13 protein-coding genes are annotated in these 11,939 nt (G+C 71.0%); 5 read left to right on the top strand and 8 right to left on the bottom strand.

Annotation, left to right across the window (positions count from 1 at the left end; all coding sequences use genetic code 11):
• Positions 1-204: 204 nt before the first annotated feature.
• A complete protein-coding gene (locus tag OG272_RS31185; protein ID WP_327728061.1) occupies positions 205-1,491 on the bottom strand; it encodes an MFS transporter in 1,287 nt (428 codons plus the stop codon).
• Between the two features lie 63 nt (positions 1,492-1,554).
• Between OG272_RS31185 and OG272_RS31190 the strand changes: the two genes are divergently transcribed.
• Entirely contained in the window at positions 1,555-2,568 is a 1,014-nt protein-coding gene (locus OG272_RS31190) for a LysR substrate-binding domain-containing protein (protein ID WP_405895312.1), read from the top strand.
• Between the two features lie 77 nt (positions 2,569-2,645).
• Here OG272_RS31190 and OG272_RS31195 read toward each other — a convergent pair whose 3' ends face one another.
• The gene (locus tag OG272_RS31195) at positions 2,646-3,416 is read right to left on the bottom strand and encodes an alpha/beta hydrolase (protein ID WP_327728059.1); all 771 of its coding nucleotides are present in this window, start codon (positions 3,414-3,416) and stop codon (positions 2,646-2,648) included.
• 113 nt (positions 3,417-3,529) lie between these two features.
• Between OG272_RS31195 and OG272_RS31200 the strand changes: the two genes are divergently transcribed.
• Entirely contained in the window at positions 3,530-4,693 is a 1,164-nt protein-coding gene (locus OG272_RS31200; protein ID WP_405895313.1) for an adenosine deaminase, read from the top strand.
• Between the two features lie 133 nt (positions 4,694-4,826).
• Positions 4,827-5,204: an ATP-binding protein gene (locus OG272_RS31205; RefSeq protein WP_327728057.1), complete on the top strand. Its 378-nt coding sequence runs from the start codon at positions 4,827-4,829 to the stop codon at positions 5,202-5,204.
• Positions 5,205-5,301: 97 nt separating this feature from the next.
• On the opposite strand, the gene OG272_RS31210 is transcribed toward OG272_RS31205, so the two are convergent.
• The 5 genes from OG272_RS31210 to afsQ1 all read right to left on the bottom strand — a co-directional run bounded on the left by OG272_RS31210 (position 5,302) and on the right by afsQ1 (position 9,432).
• Complete coding sequence (locus OG272_RS31210; RefSeq protein WP_326578254.1) at positions 5,302-5,502, bottom strand: PspC domain-containing protein; 201 nt, start codon at positions 5,500-5,502, stop codon at positions 5,302-5,304.
• A 124-nt stretch (positions 5,503-5,626) separates the two neighbouring features.
• Entirely contained in the window at positions 5,627-6,181 is a 555-nt protein-coding gene (locus tag OG272_RS31215; RefSeq protein ID WP_405895314.1) for a VanZ family protein, read from the bottom strand.
• 298 nt (positions 6,182-6,479) lie between these two features.
• A complete protein-coding gene (locus OG272_RS31220) occupies positions 6,480-7,112 on the bottom strand; it encodes a hypothetical protein (protein ID WP_405895315.1) in 633 nt (210 codons plus the stop codon).
• 44 nt (positions 7,113-7,156) lie between these two features.
• Positions 7,157-8,758 (bottom strand): ATP-binding protein, encoded by a 1,602-nt coding sequence (locus OG272_RS31225; RefSeq protein WP_405895316.1) that lies wholly within the window; start codon positions 8,756-8,758, stop codon positions 7,157-7,159.
• Positions 8,755-9,432 carry a two-component system response regulator AfsQ1 gene (gene afsQ1, locus OG272_RS31230; RefSeq protein WP_013001223.1) on the bottom strand — a complete coding sequence of 226 codons (678 nt, stop codon included), beginning with the start codon at positions 9,430-9,432 and terminating at the stop codon, positions 8,755-8,757. Before afsQ1 ends, OG272_RS31225 begins: the two co-directional genes overlap by 4 nt.
• 322 nt (positions 9,433-9,754) lie before the next feature.
• Here afsQ1 and OG272_RS31235 point away from each other — a divergent pair, with 322 nt between their 5' ends.
• Complete coding sequence (locus OG272_RS31235) at positions 9,755-10,522, top strand: SigE family RNA polymerase sigma factor (RefSeq protein ID WP_326578242.1); 768 nt, start codon at positions 9,755-9,757, stop codon at positions 10,520-10,522.
• A gap of 229 nt (positions 10,523-10,751) precedes the next feature.
• On the opposite strand, the gene OG272_RS31240 is transcribed toward OG272_RS31235, so the two are convergent.
• Positions 10,752-11,381 carry a uridine kinase gene (locus OG272_RS31240; RefSeq protein ID WP_327728054.1) on the bottom strand — a complete coding sequence of 210 codons (630 nt, stop codon included), beginning with the start codon at positions 11,379-11,381 and terminating at the stop codon, positions 10,752-10,754.
• Positions 11,382-11,521: 140 nt separating this feature from the next.
• Here OG272_RS31240 and OG272_RS31245 point away from each other — a divergent pair, with 140 nt between their 5' ends.
• Positions 11,522-11,929: a hypothetical protein gene (locus tag OG272_RS31245; RefSeq protein WP_326578238.1), complete on the top strand. Its 408-nt coding sequence runs from the start codon at positions 11,522-11,524 to the stop codon at positions 11,927-11,929.
• Positions 11,930-11,939: the final 10 nt, after the last annotated feature.

Raw genomic sequence — 11,939 nt, forward strand, 5'->3', positions numbered from 1 at the left:
AAGGGCAGGTCAGGTGGGTTGTGTGCGGTCTGAGGCCGGATGGGGGCGGGCCGCGCGGTTCCCCGCGCCCCTGAAGGGCCGCATGCCCTTCAGGGGCGCGGGGAACTGCGCGAGCAACCACGACGGACCCGCACTGTGGGGGTCGAAGGGGCGCGCAGCCCCCTGGGGACGGGACGGGTAGGGGCGGCGGGGTGCGCAAGGAACTCAGTGCACCGGCACCGGCCCACGCCGAGCCGCATGCGACCCGACCACGGTGATCCCCACGACCCCGAGCACAGCCAACAGCCCCATCGAAACGGTCCCGCCCCAACCCCCCGCATGGAAGGCCACCGCCCCGAGCGTGCTCCCCGCACTGGACCCCACGTAATACGCCGACTGATACAGCGCGGAAGCCTGTGCCCGCCCCTCCTTCGCCGTATGACTCACCGACGACGAAGCGACCGCGTGCCCCGCGAAGAACCCGGCCGTGATGAGCACCAGCCCCACCAGCACCAGCCCCAGCGAGTCGGACAACGACACCACCAGCCCGGCGGTCGTCGTACCACCCGCGAGATAGAGCGCGCCCCGCCGCCCGAGCCGCCCCGCCAGCCTCCCGGCGGTGGACGCCGACACCGTACCCACCAGGTACACGAGGAAGATCGAGCCGATGACCCCCTGCGGAAGGGAGAAGGGGGCGTCGGCCAGCCGGTAACCGATGACCGTGTAGATGCCACCGAAGACCGCCATGAACAGCGCGCCGATCGCGTACAACCGGCACAGCAGCGGATTCCCGAGATGCGCCCGGACCGTACGGCCCAGCACCCGAGGCCGCAGCGACCCCGCCACGAAGTGCTTCGGCGCCGGCAGCAGCAGCCGGAAGGCCACCGCGCACCCCACGGCGATCACCCCGAGCACCCCCAGCGCGACCCGCCAGCCCCACTCCTGGGCGACCCACCCGGTGACGACCCGCCCGCTCATGCCCCCGACGCTGTTGCCGGCGACGAAGAGACCGATCGCGGTGATGAGCGCCTTGGGGCGGACCTCCTCGGCGAGGTAGGCGGTCGCCGAAGCCGGCACACCGGCCAGCGCCGCGCCCTGCACGGCCCGCAGCACCACCAGCGCCCCCAGCGAGGGCGCGAAGGGGATCAGCAGCCCGACCGTCACCGCGACCACCAGCGACGCCGTCATCACCGCACGCCGCCCGAACCGCTCCGACAGCGCGCTCATCGGCAGCACGAACAGCGCCAGCGCACCGGTCGCCGCCGACACCGTCCAGCTCGCCGCACTCGCCGTCGTCCCGAAGCCGTCAGAGATCAGCGGCAGCAGAGCCTGCGTGGAGTAGAGGAGGGCGAAGGTCGCGACACCCGCGAGGAACAGCGCCAGACTCATGCGGCGGTAGCCGGGCCCACCGGGGGCCACCCGGGAGTCGGCGGCGGGCGAACGGTCGGACGTGTCGGACGTGGCTGATACGGCGCCCACGGTGGTGGACGCCTCGGTACTGGCGGAAGGCATGCCTCGAAACTACGGACGGCACCACTCATCCGTCCAATGCATGGAACCCCCATAATCGTTCCCGTGACGCATCAACAGAGGTCAGGACGGCAGCTGTCACAGTCCAGTGACACAAAACAATTCGATGCCCATACCATCGATCGCGCCGGCGCCACCGAAGGCGCCGTCGACCTCGAGGACATGGTCCTGCGCCTGGCCCCCCGCCTCGCCTACTTCGCCGGAGTCGCCCGCACCGAGCACGTCACCCGGGCCGCACAGGAGATGCGGGTTCCGCAGTCGACGCTGTCACGGGCGATGGTCCGGCTGGAACAGGACCTGGGTGTCGACCTGTTCGCACGCCGGGGGCGCACGGTCTCCCTCACCCACGCCGGACGCACCTTCCACGCCTCCGTGGAACGCGCCCTCGCCGAGATCGAGCGAGCCGCCGACGAGGTCCGCGCCGACGCCGACCCCGCCACCGGCAAGGTCGCCTTCGGATTCCTGCACACCCTGGGCGCCGAGACCGTCCCCGGCCTCCTCCAGGCCTTCCGCGCCGAACACCCCCGCGTCCGCTTCAGCCTCGTCCAGAACTACGGCGAGGCCATGCTCGAACGCCTGCGCGCCGGCGAACTCGACCTCTGCCTCACGTCCCCCGTCCCGGACGCGCCCGACCTGGTGGCCCGCCGCCTCGACGAACAGAAGCTCCGCCTCGTCGTCCCCGCCGACCACCGCCTCGCCGCCCGCAAGCGCGTCCGCCTCGCCGAGGCCGCCGACGAAACCTTCGTCACCCTCGAACCCGGCTACGGCATGCGCCGCATCACCGACGACCTCTGCAAGGAGGCCGGCTTCAAGCCCCGCATCGCCTTCGAGGGCGAGGAGGCGGAAACGCTGAGGGGCCTGGTGGCGGCGGGCCTGGGCGTGGCCCTCCTTCCCCCACCGGCCGTCCCGAGACCAGGGGTGGTGGAGCTGACGGTCACGGCCCCCCGCGCGGCCCGGGAAATCGGCGTCGCATGGCTGGACGGCCACCCGGACACACCCCCGGTGGCGGCTTTCAAGAAGTTCCTCCTGTCAAGAAGAGGCCGCCTGCTCCACGACTGAGGCCACCGACCGTGCCCCGCGAGGGGGGCGGGGAACCGCGCGATCAGCCGACAACGGCCCGCAGCCGCGAGACGACCTCAGCCCCCCTGACGTGAGCGCTGTCGGCCGAAGCCGGAGGCGAGCGGCATCCGCAGCCCCAACGGCGGCGGCGCGGCCAACGCATCCTCCACCGGCCGGGAGAAAGCCCTCCCGAACAGCACCCCCATCACGAAATCCGCAGCCAACGCATGCACCTCGTCCCGGTACTGCGTCAACGCGTGCCGGTCCGCGTGCACCTCGAAGCGGCAGATGTCGGGGTTCGTCTTCTTCGCCCGCGCCGCGTAGCGGAACGACAGCTCAGGATCCACCCGCTCGTCATTCGTCCCGTGCACGATCAGCACCCGCCGCCCCGCCAGCTGCTTCACCGGTTCGGGCGGCGCGGCCACATCCTCCTCGGGCAACCAAGGAGCGATGGCCAGCACGGAGTTGACGGCCTCGTGCCCACCCGCGCGCAGCGCCGCCCGCGCCCCCATGTGGAGCCCGGCGAGACACACCGGCACGTCTCCATAACGCCGGACCACCTCGTCGGCGGCCCACTCGGCGTCCCGCGCGAGCCGCGCCTCCGTACCGTTCCAGCCCCGGTAGCGGTAGTGGACGACATGGACCGCCAGCCCCTCCGTACGTCCCGCGCGGGCGAGCCGGCGGCCCAGTGCGCGCACGGAGGCCGTGGCCATCATGGGGGAGGGTCTGCGGGGGGATGCCTCGTCACCGGCCGGGAGCAGCAGGACGACTCCGCTGACCGTGCTCGGCTCGGGGCCGATCGTCCGCCCAAGTCGGGGCGTACGGACCGGCATTGCTTGCTGCGCCATGACAGAACAGTCTCAGAAGAGAGGGTGTACGCCACCCGTCCTGTGGGTCACCGTTGGGTATCGACAGGACCGCCCGACAGGCGCTCTACGCGCGTAGGCGTTATCGTGCGAAAATGACGAACCAGAACGACCCGACCGGTAACACCCCGGATCCGGACCAGATCCGCCGGGCGCCCAAGGTTCTGCTGCACGACCACCTCGACGGCGGGCTGCGCCCCGGAACCATCGTCGAACTCGCCCGCGACAGCGGGTACTCCCAGCTCCCGGAGACCGACCCCGACCGGCTCGGCGTCTGGTTCCGCGAGGCCGCCGACTCCGGCTCGCTGGAGCGGTACCTGGAGACCTTCTCCCACACCGTCGGCGTCATGCAGACCCGCGACGCGCTGTTCCGCGTCGCCGCCGAGTGCGCCGAGGACCTCGCCGTGGACGGCGTCGTCTACGCCGAGGTCCGCTACGCCCCCGAACAGCACCTCGAAGGCGGACTGAGCCTCGAAGAGGTCGTCGAGGCCGTCAACGAGGGGTTCCGGGAGGGCGAGCGCCGGGCCAGGGTCGACGGCCGGCGCATCCGCGTCGGCGCCCTGCTCACCGCCATGCGGCACGCGGCCCGCGCCCTGGAGATCGCCGAACTCGCCAACCGCTACCGCGACCTGGGTGTCGTCGGTTTCGACATCGCGGGCGCCGAGGCCGGCTACCCGCCCACCCGTCACCTCGACGCCTTCGAGTACCTCAAGCGCGAGAACAACCACTTCACCATCCACGCCGGTGAAGCCTTCGGACTCCCCTCCATCTGGCAGGCGTTGCAGTGGTGCGGCGCCGACCGGCTCGGCCACGGCGTCCGCATCATCGACGACATCCAGGTCCACGAGGACGGCTCCGTGAAGCTCGGCCGCCTCGCCTCCTACGTCCGTGACAAGCGCATCCCGTTGGAGCTGTGCCCCAGCTCCAACCTCCAGACCGGCGCCGCCCGTTCGTACGCCGAGCACCCCATCGGGCTGCTGCGGCGACTGCACTTCCGGGCCACCGTGAACACCGACAACCGGCTGATGTCCCACACCAGTATGAGCCGGGAATTCGAGCACCTTGTCGAAGCCTTCGGCTGCACGCTCGACGACATCCAGTGGTTCTCGGTCAATGCTATGAAGTCAGCATTCATTCCTTTCGATGAACGACTGGCCATGATCAATGACGTGATCAAGCCCGGATATGCCGAGTTGAAATCCGAATGGCTGTTCCGCCAAACGTTCTCCACCAGTGGTTCTGTCGACGAAAAGAGCTGAACGGCGATTTCGGGAAGCGGTCACGCGGGCGGTGACGCGGCCGCTTTTCGATGGTTGCCACCGGCGGGACTTTGGTGTTTACGTTTCGGCACCGCTCCCCACCCGTCACACGCATTCCAAGGACGCATTCAACATGAAGCAGTCTGCTGCCAAGACCCTCGGTGTCGCCGTTGTCGGTGCCGCCATCGCCGCTGCGGGCGCGGGCGCCGCGAACGCCGCCCCGAGCGCACCGGCCGCCCCCGACGCCTCCCAGGCTCTGGGTACCGTCACCCAGGCGCTGCCCGCGGAGAACGTCACGAAGGCGCTGCCGACCGCCACCGGCGCCCTCGCCCAGGGGCAGAGCGCGCTCGGCACCGGTCTCCAGGCCGCACAGCCCGCCGTCGCGGGCGTCCTCGCCGAGGGCCCCACCGCTCCCGTCGCCGGACTGCTCGGCGGCCTCCCCGTCGGCAAGACCCTCCCCGCCAAGGGCGTCGGCCTCAACGGCCTGCCCCTCGGTGGCCCCGCCGCCTGAGGCGCACCGTGACATCCGTACGGGGCGCACCCTCGAAGGGTGCGCCCCGTCGGTGTGCGCGCCGGTCGGTCGACAGGTGGCCGTTCCGCCGTGCGCGTCACCAAGCCGTGCGGGCCTTGCCTTCCGAGGGGAGGAGGATCCAGAGGGCTATGTAGAGCAGGAACTGCGGGCCCGGAAGCAGACACGACGCCAGGAAGATCACGCGCATCGTGGTCGCGGAGGTGCCGAAGCGCCGTGCCAGCGCGGCGCACACTCCGCCGATCATCCGGCCTTCGGTGGGGCGGGCGAGGCGGCTCATGAGGACTCCTTCGTCAGCGTAGGACGTCGACCGCGGGCCGACGGTGGGGCGGGGCCTCCCTACGGCCACCGCTCTCTTTTCCACGCTTTCGACGTTACGGTGACGAAGCGGACGAAGCGTCCCTCTACGGAGCCATCCCGACCCTGGGAATCGTCGGGGTCCGCCCCTGAGACAGCTCTTCCCGGCGCAGACGCGCCGCCCGCACCCGGGTCTCGGCCCGCCGCCGCAGCGCCGACCTGACCGTCGGCACGACCACGAGATGGGCGAGGCCCACACCGACCGCGTTCAGCAGGATCGAGTCGATGTCGACGACCTGCCCGGGCACCCCCGTCTGCAACAGCTCGATCGCCAGCGACAGCAGCGCCCCGGCCGCGACCGACCGGGCCAGCGACGCGAGCGGCGACACGGCCAGTCTTCCGTGGCTCATCGGCAGCAGTACGCCCAGTGGAGCCAGCAGCGCCAGCCCCTCACCGATCCGGTGGGCCGCCTCCGGCCACCCCAGGGCCAGATCCGCTCTGATCCCCGCGAACGGCTGCAGATTCGCGGGACTCATCCAGGTGACGTCCAGCGGACGCAGCGTGATCCAGGCAACGACCGCGAGATGTGCGGCGAGGAGGACACCCCCCGCCGCACGGACACGGATCCCGGCGCTACCGCCGTTCGTACCTTGAGGCTGCACGCCCCCCAAGACGCCGCCCCCGGCACGATCGGTTCCCCTTTGTTTTGTGGCTCGGTTCGCCGCCGGGGCGCAGAAGCCTGTGTCGAGAGCGCGACCGTGCTCGACCCCTCCTTCGTCGGGGCCTCCGCGCGCTCGCGCTCTCGACACAGGCGCGCCCCTTTGGCTCACTCGCCGACTCTTCTGCAGTGATCCAGGCAGTGGGCGTCAGCAGTGATCCGGGCAGTGGGCGTCAGCAGTGATCCGGGCAGTGGCGTCGCACGGGCAGATCATGGGGCTGGAGAACCCTCGATGCTCCCGCTCAGGAGCCGTTGACCTCCGTCGAGGGCGGGTTGCCCGCGCCCGGGGACGTCTGGGTCTCCGGCGCGCACTCGTAGCGGCGTAGTGACTCGGCGCTCGTGCTGCCCAGGACCACCGAGCCGTTGTCGCCGGCGGCCGCGGAGTCGGAGAAGGTGCAGACGATCTGGGCCAGGGCGTACCGGGGGAGGGCGTCGGGGGCGGTGGACAGGCGCAGGGCGTCCTCGGGGTCGCCGGGGGCGGGGCCGGTCACCGTGAGGCCGACGGGGACGGCGGTGCTGTAGCCGGCCTCGTCCTCGATGTCGCTGGGGTCGCCGGCCAGGGCGTCCAGCAGACCCTGTGCGACGACGACGCGCCGCTGGGCCTCCTCCGTGCCCTCGGCGACCTGCACGGAGCGGTTGACCCGGACGAGCGCCCCGGAGCAGAGCAGGAACACCTCGACCGGCACACCGGAGGGGGTCGCCTGTGTCGCGATGTCCGTCACGGACAGCTCGCACGGCACCATCGACGGCGCCGGCCCGAAGTCCGTCGGTACCTGTGTGGCGCGGATGCCGCAGCCGGCGAGCAGCCCGGCCAGGGCCCCGGTCGCGGCCAGGACCCGTACGCCTCGCGCGCGTGCGCCCCGTACGTCTCGCACGCCCGGTGTTCCCGCGTCCTCTCGGTGTCGTGCGCCTCGTATCGTCACTGACCGGTCCCCTCGGTGCCCTGCGGGCCGTCGTCGCCCTGGTCGGCGTCCCGTTCCTCCGCGATGAGCGAGGCCGCGTCGCGGGGCAGGCGGAGGGTGAAGACCGCGCCGCCCTCGGGGGAGTTGGCGGCGGTGATCCCGCCGCCGTGGATGTGGGCGTTCTCCAGGGCGATGGACAGGCCGAGACCGCTGCCCTCGGAGCGGGGGCGGGAGGCGCTCGCCTTGTAGAAGCGGTCGAAGACGTGCGGGAGGACGTCCTCGGGGATGCCGGGGCCGTGGTCCCGCACCTCGATCAGCAGGTCCGCGTCGTTCTTGTCGCCTTCGCGCACCGAGACGCGCACCGGGGAGCCGCCGTGCTTGAGCGCGTTGCCGATCAGGTTCGCCAGGATCACGTCGAGGCGGCGCGGGTCGAGGTTGATGATGATGCCGCGCTCGGCGTTGAGGTCCACCGCGTCCAGCCAGGCGCGGGCGTCGATGCAGGCGGTGATCTGGTCGGCGATGTCCACGTCGTCGAGGACGAGACGGGCCGTGCCCGCGTCGAAGCGGGTGACCTCCATCAGGTTCTCGACCAGGGTGTTGAGACGCTGGGTCTCACTGACGACGAGCCGTACGGCCGGTTCGATCATGGGGTCGAGGCTGCCCGTGTCGGCGTCCAGTTCCTCCTCCAGCACCTCCGTGACGGCGGTGATCGCCGTCAGCGGTGTACGGAGTTCGTGGGACATGTCGGCGACGAAGCGTCTGGACGCCTCCTCGCGGGCGCTCATGTCGTCGACCTTCTTCTCCAGCGACTCCGCCGCGAGATTGAACGTCCGGGAGAGGTCGGCCAGTTCGTCCGTGCCGGAGACGCGCAGCCGGGTGTCGAGCTTGCCCTCGCCGAGGCGCCGGGCGGCGACACCGAGGCGCTGCACCGGCTTCAGTACGGTCGTCGCGGCGGCCTGCGCGAGCAGCGCCGAGCCGATCAGCGACAGACCCGTGGCGATCCCGAGCGACCAGGCCAGCGAGTTGAGGTCCTTCGCCTCCTCCGCGAGGGACTTGCGCATGTAGCCGGTCGGCCCGCCGCCGATCATCTTCGCGCCGCCCACCAGATACGGGGTGTCGCCGTCGATGACCCGCTGCCAGTACACGTGGTACGCGTGCCGGTTGCCGGACGTGAGCTTCTGCCGCTTGTTGACGGCTTTCTGGAGGGACGCCGGCACGTCCTCCAGCGAGAAACCGTCCAGCGCGTTGTCGGTCGAGGACCCGGAGACCGTCTGCCCGCCGGCGCCCCCGGCGACGAGCAGCACGCTGGAACGCTCGCCGCCGTCCGTCATCTTCCGTGCCGCGATGCGCAGTTGGTCCTGCGTCGGGTTCGGGCGCAGCGTGCTCACATGGCTCTGCATCTCCCGCTCGAAGTCGTTGAGCGCCGCGTCCTGCGCGCGCGTCTGCACGGCCTCGCGGTTGAGCCAGTACGCGATACCGGACGCCGACACGGCGGCCGTGAGCGCCACCAGACCGAAGACGACCACCAACCGCAGCCGCAGACTGGTGAAACGGATCCGGGACTGCACTTTCCTGCGAGCCGCGGCCCAGCCGCGGATCCCCCCTCGAGCCTTCGTCACTGAGGCGTGTCCAACCGGTAGCCCACGCCGCGCACGGTACGGATCAGGGTCGGCGACGACGGTACGTCCTCGACCTTGGCGCGCAGCCGCTGCACACACGCGTCCACCAGGCGGGAGTCGCCCAGGTAGTCGTGCTCCCACACCAGACGCAGCAACTGCTGCCGGGACAGGGCCTGTCCCGGGCGGCGGCTCAGCTCCAGGAGCAGCCGCAGCTCGGTGGGTGTCAGCTGGAGGTCCTCGCCGTTCTTCGTCACGGTCATCGCCGCTCGGTCGATCACGAGGGAGCCGAAGGTCGCCGCGTCGTTGGCCTCGCGCTCACCGCGCCGCAGCACCGCGCGGATCCGGGCGTCCAGCACCCGCCCCTGCACGGGCTTGACCACGTAGTCGTCCGCGCCGGACTCCAGGCCCACCACGACGTCGATGTCGTCGCTGCGTGCCGTCAGCAGGATGATCGGCAGCTGGTCGGTGCGCCGGATCCGTCGGCACACCTCGAAGCCGTCGATTCCTGGCAGCATCACGTCCAAAACGATCAGATCCGGCCGCTGTTCGCGCAGCAGCTTGAGACCATCCTCGCCGGTGGCGGCGGTGGCGACACGGTGCCCCTGGCGCGTCAGTGAGAGCTCCAGGGCCGTGCGGATGGCGTCGTCGTCCTCGATCAGCAACAGGGAAGGCACGGGCTCATTCTGGCCCATGGCATGGCGCCGAATCGACCGTTGGAGCGCTCCCACTCCACACCCGCACACGATCGTGCCGATCGCGTAGCCGTACGACTCTTCTCTGTGATCGGCCTGTGCTCCGACTGGGCCCCGCCCATGGGCCGACCCCTGTGACAGCTCTGTGACAGTCGGCGGACACGGCCATGAAGGTGAACGGGCAATCTTTTCGGCACAGGCAAGGAAACGCCGCCCGACAGCACCAAGGGGCGGAGCCGGGGGAAGCACCAATCAGCACCACAGCACAGCACCACAACCGGAACTCCACGACGGGGGGCGCGAGATGAACACGCTGCACAGCACCAGCACTAGCGCAGTTGTCACGCGGCTCCACGACGTCGTCCGGAACACGGAGAAGTCCGGTGCCGTGAGCGGGCGGGGGTGCGCTCGCGGCACCGGGCGTCAGCACACCACATTCATGTCGGTGGTTGACGCGCATGTGGGGGGAAGCACCACGGGGGTAACGGGGGTCACCCACGGGGGAACGGGGACCGCGTACGGGGAGGGCACGGGGGAACGCCGGTCTGTGTCGGAGGCGGAGTTCACCGCCTACGTCCAGGAGCGTCGTGCCTCCCTGTACGCAACCGCCTACCACCTGACCGGAGACCGCTTCGAGGCCGAGGACCTGCTGCAGAGCGCGCTGTTCTCGACCTACCGGGCGTGGGACCGGATCAGTGACAAGGCCGCGGTCGGGGGCTACCTCCGCCGCACCATGACCAATCTGCACATCAGCGCGTGGCGCCGCCGCAAGCTGAACGAGTACCCGACCGAGGAACTGCCGGAGACCGCCGGCGACACGGACGCGATGCGCGGCACCGAACTGCGCGCCGTCCTGTGGCAGGCGCTCGCCCGGCTCCCCGAACTCCAGCGGACGATGCTGGTCCTGCGTTACTACGAGGGCCGAACCGACCCGGAGATCGCGGAGATCCTCGACATCAGTGTCGGCACGGTGAAGTCCAGCATCTGGCGGTCGCTCCGCCGGCTGCGCGAGGACGAGGTCCTCAGCTTCGGCCGTGACGAGGAGGAGTCCTTCGGGGAGCTTGTCGCCTGAAGGTCTGTGGGTGGGGGAGCAGGTAACGGGGGAAAAGCGGGGGGAGCACGGGGGAACGAGGGCCGTCACGGTGGCGCGGGGGAGCGCCGGCGCGGCGGCCGGGGGGCAAACCGACGGGGGTCCGGGGGGACCACGACGGTGAGCACCGGGGATCACGGGGGAAGCGGGACTGGAGGGCCGGGGGGTCCGTCCAGTCCCGCTTTCATGTGTGCCGTCGTCCGTGCCCTCGTCAGGCCGTGGCCTTCGCGCAGTGGCCCGCGGCGGCCGCCGCCAGCCGGTCCAGCGCCTCGTCCCTGTCGCAGGGGTGGGCGCCCAGCTCCGTCTGGCGCGCCACGATCGTGCGCTCCAGGCGCATCAGCCGCCAGCCGCGCCGCAACAGGAACGGCACCGACTTGCGGCCCTCCTTCAGATCGCGCAGGAAGCGGCGGCGGAAGGTCTTCACCGGACCCCGGGTCAGACACAGCGCGTCCGCCAGCAGGCCGAGTTCACGGCAGCGCCCGACGATCTCGGCCGCGAAGATGCCCTCGGCGATGAACACCGGGGTCCGCTCGATGCGCAGGGCCTCCGCGCCGGTGCGCGCGCTGAGGGAGATGTCGTACGTCGGGACGGTCGTGGCGCCCGTGCGGCACAGCTCCTCGATCGCCGCGACGGCGACGTCCGCGTCCCACGACAGCGGGTGGTCCCAGTCGATGTCCGCACTGCCCTCCACCTGCGGCAGCGTCGGGTCGTCGCCCTCCTTGTAGAAGTCGTCGAGCCGCAGCACGGGCAGGCCGGAGCGGGCGGCGAGGAGGGATTTGCCTGAGCCGGACGGACCGGACAGCAGGACGACCCGGGTCGGTATCGGGGGATGCGAACTCACGAGAGTCCAGTGTGAGGCATCGGGCGGCTCTCGCCGAGACGGCGGGTCGCTCTTGGAGCGCACATCACACCTCAACTACCGTACGCATCTCCATGATTACTTTCCGAAGTGGAAACGCACAGGAGAAGGTGGCACCGCTGATGGCTCGACTCTCGGCTCCCCAGAACCCCATCGCACGGCGCGCGTTGCTGGCCGTCACGACCGCGGGGGTCGCGCTCGGCGCGGGCGCCGGTACGGCCGCGGCCGCGGACGGCGCCGCACCGGTCGTCGACGCGATGCGCACCCGGCCCACCTCGCTCGGCACGGTCGACCCGCAGGCGGCTCTGCAGGCCCTCACCGGCACCATCGGCCATGTCACGGGCCCGGTCGCCGGCCTCAAGCCCAACCCGCTGGCCGGAACCGGGGTCGACCCCCTCGCCAACGGGGTGGGGACGCAGCTGGCCGACTTCAAGCCGCTGACGTCGACGGCCCTGACCGGACCGGTGGCGCAGGCGCCGTCGATCGGGAGCATCCCGGTGCTGGGTCAGGTGGTGGGCAGCCTGCGCTGAGCTTCTTGTG

The sequence above is a fragment of the Streptomyces sp. NBC_00104 genome (assembly GCF_045160825.1).
GTDB lineage: Bacteria > Actinomycetota > Actinomycetes > Streptomycetales > Streptomycetaceae > Streptomyces.

What these genes read in the sequence shown, in the direction of transcription:
- OG272_RS31210 (WP_326578254.1), bottom strand. Translation starts at nt 5,502, where the DNA reads ATGAGCCGCCTCGCCCGCCCCACCGAAGGCCGGATGATCGGCGGAGTG.
- OG272_RS31245 (WP_326578238.1), top strand. Translation starts at nt 11,522, where the DNA reads ATGGCTCGACTCTCGGCTCCCCAGAACCCCATCGCACGGCGCGCGTTG.
- OG272_RS31205 (WP_327728057.1), top strand. Translation starts at nt 4,827, where the DNA reads ATGAAGCAGTCTGCTGCCAAGACCCTCGGTGTCGCCGTTGTCGGTGCC.
- OG272_RS31195 (WP_327728059.1), bottom strand. Translation starts at nt 3,416, where the DNA reads ATGGCGCAGCAAGCAATGCCGGTCCGTACGCCCCGACTTGGGCGGACG.
- OG272_RS31200 (WP_405895313.1), top strand. Translation starts at nt 3,530, where the DNA reads ATGACGAACCAGAACGACCCGACCGGTAACACCCCGGATCCGGACCAG.
- OG272_RS31185 (WP_327728061.1), bottom strand. Translation starts at nt 1,491, where the DNA reads ATGCCTTCCGCCAGTACCGAGGCGTCCACCACCGTGGGCGCCGTATCA.
- OG272_RS31235 (WP_326578242.1), top strand. Translation starts at nt 9,755, where the DNA reads ATGAACACGCTGCACAGCACCAGCACTAGCGCAGTTGTCACGCGGCTC.